Below are 16,122 nucleotides of genomic sequence, written 5' to 3'. Positions count from 1 at the left end.
ACTCAATTGTCATCAGCGACACGGTTATGTGCTCTAATCCGACTCAATATGATTACTGTCGTTATTGCCTCCTACAGGTACGGACACCTTGCAGCGCATTGTATCGAGTCGCTACTTTCTCAAACTACTCCACCTGCAAGGATTTTATTTGTAGATGATGGTGGCTTGGATTGCGATCATTTGCCAAGCATATACCCAGACATTGAATATATATTAAGGAAAGATAATTTAGGTGTTGTAGATAACTTTCAAGACATCCTATCTCAGATCAACACAGAATATGTACTTTTCATAGGCGCTGATAATTGGTTGCGATCAGATGCAATTGATTTGTTATCCAATGCAAGCACCGATATTCTCACTTACGATATTGTCGTTACAGGTGAATTAAAAGAAGAGATCTTAAATAGGGTGCCTGGTGAAACTGTGCCCTATCAAGGAGACCTTTATTGGAATCGCCAATATCAGCATCACGGATCCATGTTGTACCGCACTGCTTTTGGGCAAAAAATTGGTTATAAAAAAAGATATGAAGATGGAATGCATCCCCAAGAGGATTGGAATTTATGGGATGAGATGCTTGAACAAGGTGCTACAGTAAGCAGTCTCAAAGAAGGACTTTTGTTCTACAGAAGGCATCGAGAAAATTTTTTGAAATATCCTCATCAATCTTTACAGCCAGAGCAAGCTGACTTTCATTGCGTTCTTGAGGAATAGGTAGGAAGATATAATTTCCTACGTACCCATCTTTGGGTCAATTGTGATGCAGGTCTTCATTGCTTTTAACTCTATAACCTTTAGCCATTCTGGTTTAACTTTGGGATCCATCACCAACTCATTAACTTGTCGATTGGTCGCATTTTTATTAATGAAGTCAGCTTGGCAAGTGCAGTAGGCTGCAAAGTCCTCTTCGGTAAGAACTTTTCCTTTAATGCCTTGATGTTCCGACACTTGTTCGCGAACACACATCTTTTGATAATCTTTAGAAATTGGCTGAGTAGATGAAGCGTTGTTCATGACCAATAAAAAACTAAACAATAAACTGGCGCGGTATGAGGGCACAGTATTTCTCCTTTTTTATTCAACCTAAGTGGTAGATATTTTTTCCATAACTGTAGCGAAAGACGGTTAAATTCATCTTTCTCTGGGCTAACTTAAGATCATGAGCCTAAAAGGTGGTTTAAATGGCGATTAAAGTAGGCTTTGCGTGCCTCGATTAAAGCTGTTGCCACGTTGTTTAAACACTTCGTCATTTTTTTCATGATTTAAATCCTCCTGATGACAGCGTATTGGTGCTGGCAGCCGAAGAGCAGTCGCTCTAACTGTTGATGGCTGCTGGGACTCTGGCTAATGATGAACTGCTCTAAATCATGATTAATGCTGTGATAAGCAAAAATCTGGTTTAAGAGGCTTAATAATCGTGTCATTTAAGACTCCTTTAACAAAATGTATTAGGGTTTATACGAATTCAGTATGCGCTTAATTTCTCTATGCTGCAGGACAGCAAAAACCCCTTTATAAGTAGTCTTATACGTAAAAACCCTAATAGGTACAAAATCAATTTGTCTCTCGACCCTTCAATAAGGTCCTTAAGTCGCCTACAGGCGACTTCTTTTTAAGTCATTTTTGTCGTGTTACTAAACAAGAGGAATTGTTATGCTGAAGTACATCAATAGGTCGCTCGAACAAACTATCAATACCTTAATTGATATCACCGTCTATTCACGCTTTGGTGTTCCAGTAAGAGCAATTGATATAGCTAAGCGTCAGCATCTTTCGTTAAGTCGCATGGAAATTTTGCTCTCAGCGCTTAAGTCTGCGTATTTAATTCGAGCCGCTAAGGGACGTAGGGGTGGATATTACTTAGCTAAAGATCCGCAAAGTATGACAATCAAAGATGTGTTTTCAGCGGTAAATCAATTTAGATCTAGAAAAGTCATCATTACAGACTTTGCTAAAGAGATCATTGAGTCTTTTGAGTCATACATGCGCGATTGCTTATCTAAAATTACAGTAGCATCGTCAGCAAAAGATCCCAGAACAAGGCCTTTTCAAATAGAGTCTATCCCGGCGTGGGATTCGCAGAAGTATCAATTGAAAGAGATCCCTAAACAGGGTAAATGGGATACACAAAGCGTTCTGATTACAAAAGCTGAATTACAAAAAACAGAAAAGCTAGGGCCCAACTCCATATTTGATTTTAGTAATTACCTTTAAAAAAATGAGATTTTTAAAAAAGATGAGACAGTTTTATGATGAAATCTTGAGTCACATAAGGGTACATCTGAGATGAGATCTGTGATCGAACGTAGTCAACCCGAATATTCAGTTCATATAGAACGTGAGTTACGCTCTGATCATGCGGGCGAAACAGGTGCCGTCTATATCTACAAAGGAATTATTGCAGTTGCAAAATTACGCAAAGATCAGGAGCTCATTAGTTTCGCCAAGCATCATGGGGTGACTGAGGCAGAGCATTTGCAATTAATAGAGTCGATATTAGAACCAAAGTATCGAAGTCGATTGCTCGGGCCTTGGCGCTTGGCAGGATGGTTGACTGGTGCGATACCAGCCCTATTTGGTAGAAATTCTGTATACGCAACGATTGCCTCTGTTGAGACTTTTGTAGAGCAGCATTACCAGCAACAGATTGACTACCTCCAAAAAAATGGTGGATATGATGAATTACTTAGGCTACTGATACGTTGCCAAGCTGATGAAATCAATCATAAAAATGAAGCAAGCTCAAAGGTCTTTTTTCCCATGCCATTCATTTTAAAAATCTGGTGCGCTTTAGTGAGTAGCGGATCAGCAGTAGCTGTGTTGCTGGCTAGGCAGTTTTAAGGAATATTATGAATATGATTAAACAGCTAAAGGTAAAAATTTAATGATACAGATTCAGGTATGGGCTGACTTTGAATGTCCATACAGCTATTTTCAAACGATCGTTCTTGAAAAGTTACAAGCAAGATACCAAGAGAGGTTAGAAATAGTGTGGAGAGCATTTGAGCTAACTCCGGTTGAGGGAAATATTTTGCCTACACAATCCTATATCGATAATCTTGAGGCTTCCAAGTCTGAGCCCATTGTTGTGCAGGAGAATCTTGAGCTTTTAACCCCAAAGACTCTAAGTTACACATGGCTTGCGCAAGAAAGTGTTTACTTTGCTAATTCGCAGGGTTTATCGCTAAAGCTTGCTAGGGCACTGTTTGATGCATTCTTTTTGCAAGGGCTAGATATCAGCAATGAAGAGGTAGTGATGCAGATTGCTTCCCAAATCGGAATTGATGCCCAACGATTAAAAAATGCACTTGAAAATGGCGAGTTGACCAAACATGTAATGGCTGATGAGCAAGAATTTAAGACCTATGGCTTCCAAGGTTTGCCAGCTATGCTAATTGGTGAGAAAGATTTTTCACCTAGAAGCTTCATGCCCATAACTGGGTATAAAACTGTTGAAGAATTACTTAAGATCTTGCCTAGATAGCGCTTAGTAGAATTAACGCTCACGACTAATCGCTTTTGCGACTAACAGAGTAGCTGCCTGATCTGACAGATACTAAAAATCAATCAGTTTTTTTTAATGTCTTCTACGTTTTTTCCATGTATAAGGTTCCCCATTTGAGAACTTACCGCTAGTGATGCCGTCTACTCCGAACTTACCTGCAATTTCTAGATTATTAAATTTAATCGTAACGAACTCACCAAGCTTCTTAGCCCATTCCATAGCTTCATCAAGCGTCTTAAATTCATACGTTTTCGAATGATGTTCTATTGTTATCACTGTAAGCTCAACGATGTTAATGGGGTTTAGACTGCTTTAGGAGGCTAAAGCAACAGTCTCTTGATGTTTACTCTGAAGGGCTAGAGGATCTAAGATTATTCAAAGTCAATGAATCCACTGAGAGTCTTACTCCAAGTGATCCCGATCCAGCGTATACAGGTAATTTTCTAAGGCCAATATCCATTGCTTTAATTTCAGAATATTTTGCACATGCTTCGGTAATGCGGGTCATGAGCCTCTCCTGCGTTTCGTAATGACAATCTTCTGCAAGCCTATTGATCTCGATAATCAGGGGGTCATAATCAAAAACATTCTGCATCATATCTTTTGAAATCAGAACCAGTTTTGCATCAATCCAAAGCGTTAAATCTAAAAGGTGTTGCTCGGGAATGATCGCACCTGGCCCATAGGTACCAATTTGAGTTTGGAGTTTAAGGTCTCGCAATTCAATGGATGCTAAAGACATTTCTATCCCTTATTAATTAAATGAGGTTGCTTAATGCTAATTTCGTTCGCTAATTTAAAACCGCTGAGCCAAGCGCCTTCAACTCTGCCGCCATTGAGCCAATCGCCACAAAACCCCAGATTTAAATCCTCTCGGAGTTTAAAGCCTAGAATTGGATTGATATATCCGCTTGCATAACGCCAACGATGAATCGCAATATTAGCCTCATCACAATCAAAACCAAGTTTCTTAGCGCAATCAAGAATCAGCTTAGATGCTTCATCTTTTTCTAACTCAATCGATTCTTGACTCCACTGTGGATTGGCATGAATCGTCCAGGTCTCTGGACCTGTTCGGTTGGGTTTGGAGTTATTTCGAGATATCCAGCTAATAATTTCATCATTTACAAAAGCTGCATCAAATGGAGCATTAGGTTTTCCTGTAAATCTTGCCATCACAGTCCAGCAACCTTGCATATCTACATGATTGGCAATTTCCTCAATTGATTTATCTATTGGTTCAGCAAGGATCTGGGCTTGTGGCGCAGGCATGGCAACAACAAGCCAATCAAATTGTTGCTCAATATCTCCAGTCTCTTGACTATGCAGTAACCACTTACCATTCTCATAAGCAATGCGATCAATAGTTTGATTGAATTGAATGGGTAAACTTTTGGCCAAATATCTTCCTGGTGAATTCATAGCAGGAATGCCGACATAACGTTTTTCAGAAGAGCTGTGCTCATGCCATTGATTGGCCCTATATACCTTTATGCGTGGATTCCAGATAGCAGCTACATCAGCATCCATCCATTTATTAAGCTCCTGAATGAACACGGGATCTCTGGCGGTGAAATACTGCGCCCCGTGGTCTGCTGACCATTCATCTGTATTACGAGTACTCATGCGACCGCTGACCCCACGACTCTTTTCATAGAGTTGAACTTGAAAGCCGAGTGCATTTAATTGGGTTGCACAACTAAGACCAGCTATACCGGCACCAATGATTGCAACAGAGGTCTTTATTGACTGATGCTCAATCATTGTGGACGGTAATTTTTCTAAAGGTTATATTAATACGAGGAGTATGAATAGTTTTGGTTTTGAGTAGTGCGTGCTGCCAAAATTGTTGAGTAGGTGCATGCATGATGAGAGCGCTACCATTTTCTAGAAATAAGGAAGTAGTCGATTTATCTTGTTTGTGTTTAAAAGCAAATTTACGAGGGGCACCTAGGCTTAGCGAAGCAATGGGAGACTGCGCGTTCAGTTCTTTTTCATCATCACTATGCCAGCCCATAGCATCTGTCCCATCATGGTAGAAATTGAGTAAGCAAGAATTAAAGTCTGCTTTGGCAAGCTCTTCTATTTGGCTTTTTATTGCCAACAGTATTGGAGTCCAGGCTTGAGGTTGTTTTTTTACCCCAGAGTAGGTGTAAGCACAATTGGGGTCTCCAACCCAGGCTACTTTGCGACGAGTAATTACCAACTTTCCAAACATCATGAGCTGATCCGCATCCCATTGAAGTGACTGTTGTAACTGATCCATGAGCTTGGCGCTATTGGCCGTGCTTATAAAGCCTGGATGGTAGTGAATGCAACCATCCTTAGGTAATAGATTTAACTTGCTCTGAGTGAGGTCAGCAAGAAATAGAGAGTCTTGATTCATGAAAAGAATTGGACGTCAGCGCCAAGTCAATAAAAACCCTAGAATAGCCTTAATTCTTGTTTCTTGATGGGCTCTCACCGATGAATCAGTATCTCTATACCTCGTTTATTACACTATTGACCGTTCTATTGATGTTTGGGTTGACTTTTAATGTTGGTAGAGCAAGGGGTAAATATCAAGTGAAAGCGCCTGCAGTATCTGGGCATGAGCTTTTTGAGCGTGCCTATCGAATCCAGCTAAATACGATTGAAAACGTTCTCATGTTTTTGCCTGCTTTGTGGCTCTATGCCATATTCATCGGAGATAAAGGGGCGGGTGATTCGGGTGTAATTTGGTTAATTGCTAGAGTTTGGTATGCGATTGCCTATCAACTTAATCCCGCTAAGCGCGGACTAGGTTTCTTAATTTCTATTCTTGTGGTGGCAGGTCTATGGACAGGCGCTGCCTATGGAATATTTCACCAGCTGATTAAAGTTTAAGTATGAAAGCTCCAGATAAGCGCTGTTGCGGTTCAGGTGTTTGCATCATTAACGATGCTGGCGAGTGTTGGTGTGGGCAAGTCTGGGATGGTGAAAAAATGGCAGCACCCACTTTAAACTTAAAGCCAAGCGCTCCAAAGAACGTAGAACTAGATTCTAATAAACCTGAGTCTGACTAATAGGGCTACGCTAGAGCGCCTTTGTTTTCAGGATGCCTTGACTAGTAAGTATATAAAAGTAGCTAGCTGAAAAAGATTAATGACTACGCTGGCTCCATGTAGAAAATGGAACTGACGGTTGCGACCATTATCTTTAGCGTTATTGATTTTCCCAGTCAGGTAAAAAAGCGTAAATGCAAAAAATACTACACAAACTGCTAGTAATGCCTTGTTGCTTGAGTCTGTCTCTGTAAATACACAGACCAGTGTGATGAATCCCAAAGTTGCGTAGTATTTTGGAAAAAAGTTTCTGACGTATTTGCTGGACCATTCAACTGGTAGCACTTTAAAAACAGTCGGCGCCACAATAACGGTGAAAAAGAGCATGATGCCAACCATGCTAGATAAAAGATAACTTGTAATCATGGTGACTTTTCTAAAAAATTATCCGTAAACCCTACGGAGTGAGTGGGCTGCTACCCCGTCTTTGAGTGCATCTCTAATTGGGATTGCTATTAAATCTATGCCCTTATTTACCAAAATCTTTTCCAGCTTGGATGGAACAGGCTTTTTCAGTTTGGTATGAGCCCAACTGGGGAGGTTGATAAAGCCAGCCTTATTAATTAGTTTTACAAAGGGCTTCGACTGTATATTGCTGGGGAAGTCATCTAAAAGTTGAATGATGCTCTGGGCACGTTCGCCATAGTGAAGCTCTGGAAGATAAGACTCAATCGCTTCCTGCGTTCCTTTAAGAGTATCCGGTAGATTTTGAGCGCCAAGCATTTCACCCAAAGCCTTCATCTCTTTGAAGTATTGATCCTGCTCCTGTCTAGTGAGCTTTGGGTATCGATAGTTTTGGTAGGCCTCCAGAAAACTGAGGGTTTCCGTCAGATGAACCCAGGCCAATAGACGGGGATCAGTTGCAATATACGGCTTTCCAAACTCATCGCTACCATGGATATGTTGATGAATTCGATTGACCTTCTCAATAATCTCATGAGCCATTTGATGGGAGCCATAAGTGGTTGCGGCGATAAAGTAGGCGGTTCTACCTAATCTCCCTTTGAGATCTTTTCTAAAGCTTGAATGATCCCAGACTCCTGCTAAAGCTTGAGGGTGTAGTGCTTGTAGTACTAAGGAGCTAATACCCCCAATCATCATGGAGATAAAGTCTGCATGTACTCTCCAGGCAATAGACTCTGGGCCAAAGAGACCACGATCTCCCTGAGGGGTAAGGAATGCCACAGGCGGTCCGCTACCACCACCTACCATTTCTCGAATCGTTTTACGAATTAGTTCATTGAGCATTGCTTTAATGCATCATGAGATTTCTTAAATCGTCATCTTCAATGATTTCCGTAATGAGATCTAGTCTGATGCGGGGATTGGTTTGCGCTAATAAATGATTTTTCTGTGCAAGAGAGATGGGCAATAGCTCAGCAAGACGGTTTGAGACCCAGCCACAGTCATCAGTCTTAAAAGGTTTTTTAAAGGGGGCATCACCTAATAGGTCTTCACTTTGAATCACTGAAATAATTTGATCTAATAGTTGTGCTACTCCATGATGTTCCTGGGGAATTGGCATGAGTGGATCTTTATCTAAAAGCTCTACTTCGCCCATCCAAAGTCCATTGGTCTCTTGTTTGCTCTTGATTAGCTTGAAGCGCTTCGTGCCAAATGACCTCGTCATATAAAGAGCAGGCTGGACAGGGTCAAAATCCTCAATTTGAGCCAGTGTGCCAATCTTTGAGAAGGACAGAGAAACATCTTCTTCGTTAGCATCAGAGTTTTTGATGATGCTCACCACACCAAATTCTGTCTTCTCTCGTAAGCATTGTTTGATCATGTCGAGATAGCGAGCCTCAAAAATCTTCAAAGCAATCACACCATCCGGGAAAAGTACGGTACCTAGTGGAAATAAAGGGATTTTTCGAAAAGAGGAGATGGAATTGTTCATTGGTTCAATTTAATGGATTTATCTCATCTTTGCTGGCGCTCAATAAGGACAAAATGCCCCCACTGTTTTTTCTGGTGATCAGCATCAAATATCGTTTGCGTTTACATTTAGAGCTCAATACTAGGAGATATAAATGATTCAACAGTTTCGTATCAAGCTCGCTCGCTGGATTCTAGGAAAGCATTGCCCATGCTATCAAATGGGTTATCACAATATGGTCGATTTTCAGCAACGAAGTGCTGACCAGTTAGCTAAAGCTCAAGAGCGTAACAAGATTCAATAAATATAGGCTTGCCTAGGATGATCGGGTGTCACAAAGACGCCAGGCTATTAGGATGCTAGTAAAAATCTGAGTGCACAGCAATAAGTATGTGATGCTATTTAAGATCGCAAAGTAGTTTGCAAAAGGCGAGAGCATTACTGGCATTCCATCTTGTAGCGCAGTTTCTCTCAAGTAATCCATCCGAGGTATTAGTAAAAAGCTTGCTCCTGCAACAGAAAGGATCAATATTAGTGAGGGCAGGCGAACTGCCTTCAGATTGCATAAGTCTCGCTTAATTAAGGCGTTGGAGAGGCTTAAGATAATAAATGTGCACCCCAAGAAGTAATACGCGAGATGCTGCATCAAGAGATGCGCCATCATGCCCGCTGCCTGAGAATCCTCTATTAAAAGATAGACAATTAGACAGCTAAGTACTTGAGCAATGATCCCGCCGGCCATTAAACCAGCAAGTAAGAGCAATAAGCGTAGTGGAGGGGAGTATTGGGTGGGGGTACTAGGAACTTCAACCATGGGATAAAAAGGGTTAATTAATGCGCTGCAGCACAAAGTTTGAATCAGTTTCATACTAGCCGTAATCTAACTTTTATACCAAAAACACCATGGAAGTCACTCAAGCAGTCAAGGTAGCCCTGAATACTTTGGTCGATATTGCAAGCCACTCTAGTAACGGTCAATTAGTCACTGTTCCGGAAATAGCCAAAAGACTGCGCATGTCGGTTAGTCGCATTGAGCTATTGCTGAGACCTCTGCGGGAATCTGGACTTGTCATCGGGATTAAGGGACGAACTGGGGGTTATCAACTTCTAAAAGACCCTCGCATGATTACGATCAAAGACATTGTTTTAGCGATGAATCTCATTAAAAAAAGAAAAGTAGAAGTATCAGATATTGCAAAAGATCTCTATCAGTCGCTCGAGACTTACATGATGAATTGCATTTCTAATGTTACTTTGGCTTCTGCTATTAAGGATTACATTCCACGTTTTAGTGAGGTGCAAACTGCGCCTGAAAGAAAACCCTATTTCCCCACAGAGTCTGAAGTAAAGGCTAAGCAAGAAAAAAGCCCCAAAGGAGAGACTCAAAAAGTTCTAAAGACTTCATTTAAAAAAGTTGAAGAAATCCCACGCGGGCCCAACTCCATTTTTAGTTTTGCAGACTACCTTAATAAAAACTCACCAGCAAACTAAAGTTATCAATTCATTTGGCGTGGATATTCAGCAGGTGTCATACCCTGATTTAGCTTTTGTAGATATTGAAACCACTGGTTCTCATTTTGATCGCGATCGCATTACCGAGATTGGTATCAAAACTCTAGCCAGCAATCAAATTCAGGTATGGGAGCAATTAATCAATCCCCAAACCTTTATTCCGCAAAATATCCAAAGACTGACTGGCATATCACCCCGGATGGTTGAAGATAAGCCAAGCTTTGAGGAGGTGGCAAAAGAGTTAAAGCAAGAGCTTGAGGGGAAAATATTCATTGCCCACAATGCTCGATTTGATTACGGTTTTATCAAAGCATCTTTTAAAAGAATCGGCATAGACTTCAAGCCTAAAGTTTTATGTACGGTAAAGCTTTCAAGATTACTCTTTCCAGAGCAGTCTCGCCATAATCTAGATACCATCATTAACGCTCACCATCTGAAGGTGAGCGCCCGTCATCGTGCGCTAGGCGATGCAGATTTATTGCTCCAGTTTTGGCAAATATGTGAAGCGAAGTTTGGTAAAGAAAAATTGAATGAGGTGATCAATCAGCTGGTTGGCAATCCTAGTCTGCCGCCAAATATAGATAAAGATTTAATAGACTCTATTCCTGATGCTCCAGGCTGCTATATCTTTTATGGGGAAAATAAGGTTCCCTTATATATCGGTAAGAGTATTTCTTTGCGCAGTAGAGTGATGGGTCACTTTCAGGGAGCCTTGACGCAGCGCAAAGAAATGAAGCTCTCTTTACAAATCCGAGACATTGATTGGATAGAGACTAGTGGTGAGTTAGGCGCCTTAATTTTAGAGTCTCAGCTGATCAAAGAACGTATGCCGAGTATGAATATCAAACTTCGTCGCTCTAAAGATCTTTGTGCCTGGAGCTTGGAGATAGATTCTGCTGGGAAGCTTAAGCCAGTGCTTGTCAATCAAAAGGATTTGCTGCCAGGCCTTCAAGATAACCTTTATGGATTGTTCTACAGCAAAAGAGAGGCTCACTCTTATTTAAAAGCAGTAGCTAAAAAGTATCGTTTATGCGAAGTACTGCTAGGAATAGAAAAGGGCGAAGATGGGAAGTCCTGTTTTGGATATCAAGTAAAACAATGTGGTGGTGCTTGTATTGGAATCATGTCTGCTGAAATGCACAATCTTCAGCTGAAGACTGCGATGAATCTATATAAGGTACAAGTCTGGCCCTATGTAGGCCCAATTGCCATCAATGACGGCGGAGAAATGATCGTTCTAGATAAGTGGTGCTATCTCGGTACTGCTATTAATCAAGATGAGCTTTGTGAACTAGCAGAATCGGGAGAGGCTGAATTTGATCTTGATATTTATAAGATAGTGAAAAAGGCTTTGGCTGGACACTATAAAAATCAAGTGATTCAGCTGTAATGTTTTTCACTTAAGCATTGCTTTGGGTGATGCTGGGGTAAACGCCTAGAGTAATTATTTTTCGGGCTATCTAGTATGGGTATATGTCTAAGCTAATCGAACTAACTTATGTGAGTGAGCCGGCTCAAAGTATGTCTTTTTTGGGCTTGATGAGACTCTTGTATCACTCCTATTCAAATAATCAAGCATTGGGCATTACTGGGGCGCTCATCTATGAGGACAATAAATTCGGCCAAGTGATTGAAGGGCCTGAAAAAGATATTGAAGCCTTATGGCAAAAGATTCAAAAAGACGGCCGGCATAAAAATGTCCGCCTAATAGAATCTAAGCCCATCAGTGAGCGTAGCTTTAGCAAATGGACGATGGTATTTCAAGGTAGCGAAGAGATTGCTAAAACTCTGCCAGAAGTGAGTGCCGCTATTGAGGATATTGATTTTCCAGCGGGCCATCCGTTGTTAATTGCTTTGAGGAATGCTGGCTAGCACCCACTTGATCTATTCAAGTTCCGATGGGGTATACAGTTTTTCTTTAACTTTGCTCAATCAGTTGCGCGAATGCATTTACGAATGACTCAGGAGGTTGAGCTCCTTGCATAAGATACTGATCGTTCAGAATGATCGCAGGAACAGAGTTAATTCCCGCATTTGTATAAGTAGCCTCTTCAGTACGAACTTCTTTGGCAAATTCATTATTCTTGAGAACCTTTAGAGCTCTATCTTGATCTAGGCCAGAACGAGTCACTGCATCTATCAGATTATGTTGATCATCTAAATTCACTGCTAAGCAAAAGTAAGTATTGAGCAATTCTTTCTTGAGGATTGCTTGCTTCTCCAGCCCAAACTCTTGACCTGCCCAATGCAGAAGACGATGAGCGTCAAAGGTGTTGTAAACCCTTTTGCGACCTTCTGGATGAAATTCAAATCCTGCCTCTAAAGCTTTGGCTCGAATATTGGCCTGATTGGTTTTGACCTGCTCTGCATTTAAACCATATTTTTCAGTGAGATGTTCGATAGCATCTTGGCCGCCTTTAGGCATATTAGGGTTGAGTTCGAAGGGGCGAAAATGCACCTCAAAATTTGCCTGATCACTGAGCTGATCAATCGCTTGATTTAGATTGCCTAGACCGACTGCGCACCATGGGCAGGCGATATCAGATACATAATCAATTTTGATGGTTGGTTTCATCATTTGATTCTACAAGCCTATTGGTAGTGAAGTGCTTGGTAAGTCAGTGTTGCCTAAAGCAGAACTAAAGAGTGAGAAAGCATTTCTTAAAAGATGTGAAATTTCGCTGCATAGTTAATGACATGCCGCCAATAACTAGCCACTCTTTTTCCCATATTTTTAAGTTGAAGTAGTGTAGCCAGCATGCCCAAAATTCTTTGAGTATTTGAATAAATTTCATCTTCTGCACAATTTTGGGGCATGAGTTAAATGCCTTCCTGGGACTCAATATGCATTGCTGCATGTTTTGAGTCCCATTCCTTAAAATCCTGATCCCAATTCAATAATCACCATTTTGGTGCGAATCATTTTCATGGGAAGTGGTTTGGTGCGTTGCTGTATCTCCGTGTGATTTTGGCTGGTTAAAAATGACCTATTAACTTTTTTGCTTATTTTTAATGACTAAAACCTCTAGGAGATTCAAATGAATTCATATCGCCCCTTTGATCCTGATAGGCCGTTATTTAGTAGTCGTTGTAGTTGTGGTCGTCATGCATCCGATGCTGAGCATGCCCTTGATTTGTCTGCGAGAGTCGACGAAGAGAAAATGAGTGCTGATTTTGTGGAGGCAAGTCTTGTCAAGGCATTGTTCCCTCAAGAGAGTCGCCGCCGTGCATTTCTAAAAGCGGTTGGTGCTGGCGGTGCAATGAGTGCCTTATCTGGATTCTTGCCTATAGGTGCCTTGCAGGCGATGGCTCAAGAAAAAGCCCCATTAGAAAAGCCTGATCTCAAAATTGGTTTTATTGCGATCACCTGTGCCACCCCTCTTATCATGGCCGATCCCCTAGGTTTTTATAAGAAGCAGGGTCTCAATGTCACACTGAATAAAACTGCTGGCTGGGCGTTAATTCGAGACAAGATGCTGAACAAAGAGCATGATGCCTCTCACTTTTTATCACCAATGCCCATTGCAATGTCTATGGGATTAGGTTCTGATCCCACTCAAATGCGGGTGGCGACTATTCAGAACGTGAATGGCCAGGCTATTACTTTGGCGAATAAGCACAAAGATAATCGTGATCCAAAAAAATGGAAGGGTATGAAATTTGCTGTTCCATTTGAATATTCGATGCACAACTTCTTGTTGCGGTACTACGTATCTCAAGCTGGATTAGATCCTGATAAAGATATCCAGATTCGCGTTACCCCACCTCCAGAAATGGTTGCCAACTTACGTGCTGGCAATATTGATGGATTCTTGGGACCTGATCCATTTAATCAACGTGCTGTTTATGACGAGGTTGGCTTCATCCACATCTTGACCAAAGAAATCTGGGATGGACACCCTTGCTGTGCATTTGGAACATCTGAAGATTTCATTAAGAAAAATCCAAATACCTTTGCAGCGCTCTATCGTGCTGTATTGAATGCCTCAACCATGGCGCGCGATCCCGCTAACAGACCGCTCATTGCAAAAGTGATTTCGCCAGCCAACTACTTAAATCAACCAGAAACAGTTGTGATGCAAGTGTTAACCGGAAAATTTGCTGATGGTCTTGGCAATGTTCAAAACGTTCCTGACCGAATTGATTTCAACCCAATTCCCTGGTACTCAATGGCGACTTGGATGCTGACCCAAATGCAGCGCTGGGGTTATGTCAAGGGAGATGTCAATTACAAGGACATCTCTGAAAAAGTATTCCTGCTGACCGATGCTAAAAAGTATATGGGGGAGACTGGCATTGCTGTTCCAGCTCTGGCAAAAGCAGGTTATAAAAAAGACAAGATCATGGGCAAAGAGTTTGATCCAAGTCAGCCTGCTGCTTATTTGAAATCTTTCCAGTGAGTCAGAGATAAACATGAATAAGCTTTCTATCAAAGTTCGTGGAGCCATACTTTCGGTTGCCATTTTGGTTTTTGCATTATTGCTTTGGCATATCGCAACTGCCCCAAAAGTAGTTTCTACTCCAGTAGTCAGTACAGGCACCAGTGAGTATCAAGCCCTGATGGGGCAGGGTGGCGGGGTTTCTGTGGAGAAGTCTGGATTTCCAACGCTAACCCAAATGGGAGAAACCTTTTATAAGCAACTTTCAAGCCCTTTTTATGACAATGGTCCTAACGACAAGGGGATTGGTATTCAGCTTGCATATTCCTTAGCTCGAGTTGGGCTTGGCTTTTTGCTTGCAATGTTAGTAGCTATTCCTTTCGGCTTCTTAATTGGGATGTCGCCATTGGCATATGAGGCATTTAATCCGTTCATCCAAATCCTCAAGCCTATTTCTCCCTTAGCGTGGATGCCAATAGCGCTGTATACGATTAAAGATTCATCCATCTCCGGCATCTTTGTGATCTTTATTTGTTCAGTATGGCCCATGCTGCTCAATACAGCATTTGGTGTGGCTAATGTTCGCAAAGAATTATTAAACGTCACTAAGACTCTGGAAGTTTCTCCTTTCCGAAAAGCTTTTTTAGTGATCTTGCCAGCAGCTGCACCAACGATTTTGACTGGAATGCGAATCTCAATGGGCATTGCATGGCTGGTGATTGTTGCCGCAGAGATGCTTGTTGGGGGCACCGGAATTGGCTATTTCTTATGGAATGAATGGAACAACCTATCTATCTCCAGCGTAATTTTTGCCATTGTGATGATTGGACTAGTTGGGATGATTTTAGATATGGCATTTGCAAGATTACAGAAGGCAGTTTCTTATGCAGAATGAAAAATCATTTTTAAAAGTTGAGAGTCTAAGTAAGTCATACAAGACGGATGCGCCACCAGTATTCGAGGGTATCAATTTTGAAATTGAGCGCGGAGAGTTTGTATGCATCATTGGCCATTCGGGCTGTGGCAAGACAACGATTTTGAACGTGCTGGCTGGTCTTGAAGATGCTAGCAGTGGTTACGCTTATATGCTGGGCCGAGAAATTAATGGCCCAAGCCTTGATCGTGGCGTTGTATTTCAGGGGCACGCATTAATGCCTTGGATGACGGTCTTGCAAAATGTTGCCTTTGCGGTGAAGTCTAAGTACCCAGATTGGTCAAAGCAGCAGATTTCAGAGCACTCTAAAAAGTACTTGGCAATGGTTGGGCTCGTTAATGCTGAAAATAAGAAGCCTTCTGAGTTATCTGGCGGCATGAAACAAAGGGTTGGTATCGCCAGGGCTTTTGCAATTGAACCAAAAATGCTTTTGTTAGATGAGCCCTTTGGTGCATTGGATGCCCTGACGCGTGGGGTGATTCAGGATGAGTTGCTCAAAATTTGTAGCGAAACTAAGCAAACAGTCTTCATGATTACGCATGATGTGGACGAAGCGATTTTGCTCTCCGACAAAATTATGTTGATGAGTAATGGGCCGAATGCACGGATTGCCGAAATCGTCATCAATACATTGCCTAAGGATCGAAAGAGGGCAAGCTTGCACCATGATCCGATGTATTACCCCATGCGAAATCACTTGGTTGATTTTTTAGTCAATCGTTCTAAGGATTTGCAGGCTAAAGGATCTGCTGGAGGTTTAGACGGCTACCAGCCAATCTTGGTATGCCCAGGTCTACAAACCCCAGTGACTCAATAAATTCAAACTTAAA

The 16,122-nt window shown here is 41.6% G+C and carries 23 protein-coding genes; 13 read left to right on the top strand and 10 right to left on the bottom strand.

Going from position 1 to position 16,122, the window contains the following annotated elements:
* The first annotated feature begins 48 nt into the window (after positions 1-48).
* Entirely contained in the window at positions 49-717 is a 669-nt protein-coding gene (locus VC178_RS06985; protein ID WP_323482024.1) for a glycosyltransferase family A protein, read from the top strand.
* Between the two features lie 18 nt (positions 718-735).
* Here VC178_RS06985 and VC178_RS06980 read toward each other — a convergent pair whose 3' ends face one another.
* A complete protein-coding gene (locus tag VC178_RS06980) occupies positions 736-1,062 on the bottom strand; it encodes a hypothetical protein (RefSeq protein WP_323482023.1) in 327 nt (108 codons plus the stop codon).
* A 203-nt stretch (positions 1,063-1,265) separates the two neighbouring features.
* Positions 1,266-1,427 carry a hypothetical protein gene (locus VC178_RS06975; protein WP_216176227.1) on the bottom strand — a complete coding sequence of 54 codons (162 nt, stop codon included), beginning with the start codon at positions 1,425-1,427 and terminating at the stop codon, positions 1,266-1,268.
* 229 nt (positions 1,428-1,656) lie between these two features.
* Here VC178_RS06975 and VC178_RS06970 point away from each other — a divergent pair, with 229 nt between their 5' ends.
* From VC178_RS06970 to VC178_RS06960, 3 genes are all read left to right on the top strand, one after another.
* Complete coding sequence (locus VC178_RS06970) at positions 1,657-2,217, top strand: RrF2 family transcriptional regulator (protein WP_323482022.1); 561 nt, start codon at positions 1,657-1,659, stop codon at positions 2,215-2,217.
* 72 nt (positions 2,218-2,289) lie between these two features.
* Positions 2,290-2,844 carry a demethoxyubiquinone hydroxylase family protein gene (locus VC178_RS06965; protein WP_216176223.1) on the top strand — a complete coding sequence of 185 codons (555 nt, stop codon included), beginning with the start codon at positions 2,290-2,292 and terminating at the stop codon, positions 2,842-2,844.
* 43 nt (positions 2,845-2,887) lie between these two features.
* Entirely contained in the window at positions 2,888-3,487 is a 600-nt protein-coding gene (locus VC178_RS06960) for a DsbA family oxidoreductase (RefSeq protein ID WP_323482021.1), read from the top strand.
* A 364-nt stretch (positions 3,488-3,851) separates the two neighbouring features.
* Here VC178_RS06960 and VC178_RS06955 read toward each other — a convergent pair whose 3' ends face one another.
* Genes VC178_RS06955 through VC178_RS06945 form a run of 3 tightly spaced genes read right to left on the bottom strand, consistent with a single transcriptional unit; the run spans position 3,852 to position 5,894 of the window.
* Positions 3,852-4,250, bottom strand: coding sequence for a dihydroneopterin aldolase (locus tag VC178_RS06955; protein ID WP_323482020.1), 399 nt, complete (start codon positions 4,248-4,250; stop codon positions 3,852-3,854).
* A 2-nt stretch (positions 4,251-4,252) separates the two neighbouring features.
* The gene (locus tag VC178_RS06950) at positions 4,253-5,272 is read right to left on the bottom strand and encodes an NAD(P)/FAD-dependent oxidoreductase (RefSeq protein ID WP_323482019.1); all 1,020 of its coding nucleotides are present in this window, start codon (positions 5,270-5,272) and stop codon (positions 4,253-4,255) included.
* On the bottom strand, positions 5,265-5,894 hold the full coding sequence (locus tag VC178_RS06945; protein ID WP_216127627.1) for an alpha-ketoglutarate-dependent dioxygenase AlkB family protein: 630 nt from the start codon (positions 5,892-5,894) through the stop codon (positions 5,265-5,267). Before VC178_RS06945 ends, VC178_RS06950 begins: the two co-directional genes overlap by 8 nt.
* A gap of 80 nt (positions 5,895-5,974) precedes the next feature.
* On the opposite strand from VC178_RS06945, the gene VC178_RS06940 reads away from it, so the two are divergent.
* Together VC178_RS06940 and VC178_RS06935 are read left to right on the top strand one after the other, a co-directional pair.
* Positions 5,975-6,373 carry an MAPEG family protein gene (locus VC178_RS06940; RefSeq protein ID WP_216127626.1) on the top strand — a complete coding sequence of 133 codons (399 nt, stop codon included), beginning with the start codon at positions 5,975-5,977 and terminating at the stop codon, positions 6,371-6,373.
* Between the two features lie 2 nt (positions 6,374-6,375).
* Positions 6,376-6,552, top strand: coding sequence for a hypothetical protein (locus VC178_RS06935; RefSeq protein ID WP_216127623.1), 177 nt, complete (start codon positions 6,376-6,378; stop codon positions 6,550-6,552).
* Positions 6,553-6,579: 27 nt separating this feature from the next.
* On the opposite strand, the gene VC178_RS06930 is transcribed toward VC178_RS06935, so the two are convergent.
* From VC178_RS06930 to VC178_RS06920, 3 genes are read right to left on the bottom strand one after another with little or no spacing between them, the layout of a single operon-like run.
* A complete protein-coding gene (locus tag VC178_RS06930) occupies positions 6,580-6,957 on the bottom strand; it encodes a DUF4149 domain-containing protein (protein WP_216176213.1) in 378 nt (125 codons plus the stop codon).
* An 18-nt stretch (positions 6,958-6,975) separates the two neighbouring features.
* Positions 6,976-7,839 carry an oxygenase MpaB family protein gene (locus tag VC178_RS06925; RefSeq protein ID WP_323482018.1) on the bottom strand — a complete coding sequence of 288 codons (864 nt, stop codon included), beginning with the start codon at positions 7,837-7,839 and terminating at the stop codon, positions 6,976-6,978.
* A 4-nt stretch (positions 7,840-7,843) separates the two neighbouring features.
* On the bottom strand, positions 7,844-8,488 hold the full coding sequence (locus VC178_RS06920; RefSeq protein WP_323482017.1) for an LON peptidase substrate-binding domain-containing protein: 645 nt from the start codon (positions 8,486-8,488) through the stop codon (positions 7,844-7,846).
* 133 nt (positions 8,489-8,621) lie between these two features.
* Here VC178_RS06920 and VC178_RS06915 point away from each other — a divergent pair, with 133 nt between their 5' ends.
* Entirely contained in the window at positions 8,622-8,771 is a 150-nt protein-coding gene (locus VC178_RS06915) for a hypothetical protein (RefSeq protein WP_216127614.1), read from the top strand.
* 12 nt (positions 8,772-8,783) lie between these two features.
* Here the strand turns inward: VC178_RS06915 and VC178_RS06910 are convergent, their stop codons facing one another.
* The gene (locus VC178_RS06910; protein WP_323482016.1) at positions 8,784-9,335 is read right to left on the bottom strand and encodes a hypothetical protein; all 552 of its coding nucleotides are present in this window, start codon (positions 9,333-9,335) and stop codon (positions 8,784-8,786) included.
* Between the two features lie 35 nt (positions 9,336-9,370).
* On the opposite strand from VC178_RS06910, the gene VC178_RS06905 reads away from it, so the two are divergent.
* The 3 genes from VC178_RS06905 (at position 9,371) to VC178_RS06895 (ending at position 11,851) form a co-directional block, all read left to right on the top strand.
* Positions 9,371-9,958, top strand: coding sequence for an RrF2 family transcriptional regulator (locus VC178_RS06905; protein ID WP_216176205.1), 588 nt, complete (start codon positions 9,371-9,373; stop codon positions 9,956-9,958).
* A gap of 34 nt (positions 9,959-9,992) precedes the next feature.
* Positions 9,993-11,369, top strand: coding sequence for a 3'-5' exonuclease family protein (locus VC178_RS06900; RefSeq protein ID WP_323482015.1), 1,377 nt, complete (start codon positions 9,993-9,995; stop codon positions 11,367-11,369).
* Positions 11,370-11,452: 83 nt separating this feature from the next.
* Complete coding sequence (locus VC178_RS06895) at positions 11,453-11,851, top strand: BLUF domain-containing protein (protein WP_215295617.1); 399 nt, start codon at positions 11,453-11,455, stop codon at positions 11,849-11,851.
* A 46-nt stretch (positions 11,852-11,897) separates the two neighbouring features.
* Here the strand turns inward: VC178_RS06895 and VC178_RS06890 are convergent, their stop codons facing one another.
* Complete coding sequence (locus VC178_RS06890) at positions 11,898-12,554, bottom strand: DsbA family oxidoreductase (protein WP_323482043.1); 657 nt, start codon at positions 12,552-12,554, stop codon at positions 11,898-11,900.
* A 463-nt stretch (positions 12,555-13,017) separates the two neighbouring features.
* Here VC178_RS06890 and VC178_RS06885 point away from each other — a divergent pair, with 463 nt between their 5' ends.
* Genes VC178_RS06885 through VC178_RS06875 form a run of 3 tightly spaced genes read left to right on the top strand, consistent with a single transcriptional unit; the run spans position 13,018 to position 16,109 of the window.
* The gene (locus tag VC178_RS06885; RefSeq protein WP_323482014.1) at positions 13,018-14,379 is read left to right on the top strand and encodes a CmpA/NrtA family ABC transporter substrate-binding protein; all 1,362 of its coding nucleotides are present in this window, start codon (positions 13,018-13,020) and stop codon (positions 14,377-14,379) included.
* A 13-nt stretch (positions 14,380-14,392) separates the two neighbouring features.
* Positions 14,393-15,253 (top strand): nitrate ABC transporter permease, encoded by an 861-nt coding sequence (gene ntrB / locus VC178_RS06880; protein ID WP_215295613.1) that lies wholly within the window; start codon positions 14,393-14,395, stop codon positions 15,251-15,253.
* Positions 15,243-16,109 carry an ABC transporter ATP-binding protein gene (locus VC178_RS06875; RefSeq protein ID WP_323482013.1) on the top strand — a complete coding sequence of 289 codons (867 nt, stop codon included), beginning with the start codon at positions 15,243-15,245 and terminating at the stop codon, positions 16,107-16,109. Before ntrB ends, VC178_RS06875 begins: the two co-directional genes overlap by 11 nt.
* Positions 16,110-16,122 lie beyond the last annotated feature (13 nt).

This window comes from Polynucleobacter sp. AP-Sanab-80-C2 (assembly GCF_035012965.1).
GTDB lineage: Bacteria > Pseudomonadota > Gammaproteobacteria > Burkholderiales > Burkholderiaceae > Polynucleobacter.
This window is presented reverse-complemented; position numbering and strand designations above follow the sequence as displayed.

What these genes read in the sequence shown, in the direction of transcription:
- VC178_RS06910 (WP_323482016.1), bottom strand. Translation starts at nt 9,335, where the DNA reads ATGAAACTGATTCAAACTTTGTGCTGCAGCGCATTAATTAACCCTTTT.
- VC178_RS06965 (WP_216176223.1), top strand. Translation starts at nt 2,290, where the DNA reads ATGAGATCTGTGATCGAACGTAGTCAACCCGAATATTCAGTTCATATA.
- VC178_RS06935 (WP_216127623.1), top strand. Translation starts at nt 6,376, where the DNA reads ATGAAAGCTCCAGATAAGCGCTGTTGCGGTTCAGGTGTTTGCATCATT.
- VC178_RS06890 (WP_323482043.1), bottom strand. Translation starts at nt 12,554, where the DNA reads ATGAAACCAACCATCAAAATTGATTATGTATCTGATATCGCCTGCCCA.
- VC178_RS06945 (WP_216127627.1), bottom strand. Translation starts at nt 5,894, where the DNA reads ATGAATCAAGACTCTCTATTTCTTGCTGACCTCACTCAGAGCAAGTTA.
- ntrB (WP_215295613.1), top strand. Translation starts at nt 14,393, where the DNA reads ATGAATAAGCTTTCTATCAAAGTTCGTGGAGCCATACTTTCGGTTGCC.
- VC178_RS06915 (WP_216127614.1), top strand. Translation starts at nt 8,622, where the DNA reads ATGATTCAACAGTTTCGTATCAAGCTCGCTCGCTGGATTCTAGGAAAG.
- VC178_RS06930 (WP_216176213.1), bottom strand. Translation starts at nt 6,957, where the DNA reads ATGATTACAAGTTATCTTTTATCTAGCATGGTTGGCATCATGCTCTTT.
- VC178_RS06875 (WP_323482013.1), top strand. Translation starts at nt 15,243, where the DNA reads ATGCAGAATGAAAAATCATTTTTAAAAGTTGAGAGTCTAAGTAAGTCA.
- VC178_RS06975 (WP_216176227.1), bottom strand. Translation starts at nt 1,427, where the DNA reads ATGACACGATTATTAAGCCTCTTAAACCAGATTTTTGCTTATCACAGC.
- VC178_RS06940 (WP_216127626.1), top strand. Translation starts at nt 5,975, where the DNA reads ATGAATCAGTATCTCTATACCTCGTTTATTACACTATTGACCGTTCTA.
- VC178_RS06970 (WP_323482022.1), top strand. Translation starts at nt 1,657, where the DNA reads ATGCTGAAGTACATCAATAGGTCGCTCGAACAAACTATCAATACCTTA.
- VC178_RS06960 (WP_323482021.1), top strand. Translation starts at nt 2,888, where the DNA reads ATGATACAGATTCAGGTATGGGCTGACTTTGAATGTCCATACAGCTAT.
- VC178_RS06955 (WP_323482020.1), bottom strand. Translation starts at nt 4,250, where the DNA reads ATGTCTTTAGCATCCATTGAATTGCGAGACCTTAAACTCCAAACTCAA.
- VC178_RS06950 (WP_323482019.1), bottom strand. Translation starts at nt 5,272, where the DNA reads ATGATTGAGCATCAGTCAATAAAGACCTCTGTTGCAATCATTGGTGCC.
- VC178_RS06985 (WP_323482024.1), top strand. Translation starts at nt 49, where the DNA reads ATGATTACTGTCGTTATTGCCTCCTACAGGTACGGACACCTTGCAGCG.
- VC178_RS06925 (WP_323482018.1), bottom strand. Translation starts at nt 7,839, where the DNA reads ATGCTCAATGAACTAATTCGTAAAACGATTCGAGAAATGGTAGGTGGT.
- VC178_RS06895 (WP_215295617.1), top strand. Translation starts at nt 11,453, where the DNA reads ATGTCTAAGCTAATCGAACTAACTTATGTGAGTGAGCCGGCTCAAAGT.
- VC178_RS06885 (WP_323482014.1), top strand. Translation starts at nt 13,018, where the DNA reads ATGAATTCATATCGCCCCTTTGATCCTGATAGGCCGTTATTTAGTAGT.
- VC178_RS06905 (WP_216176205.1), top strand. Translation starts at nt 9,371, where the DNA reads ATGGAAGTCACTCAAGCAGTCAAGGTAGCCCTGAATACTTTGGTCGAT.
- VC178_RS06920 (WP_323482017.1), bottom strand. Translation starts at nt 8,488, where the DNA reads ATGAACAATTCCATCTCCTCTTTTCGAAAAATCCCTTTATTTCCACTA.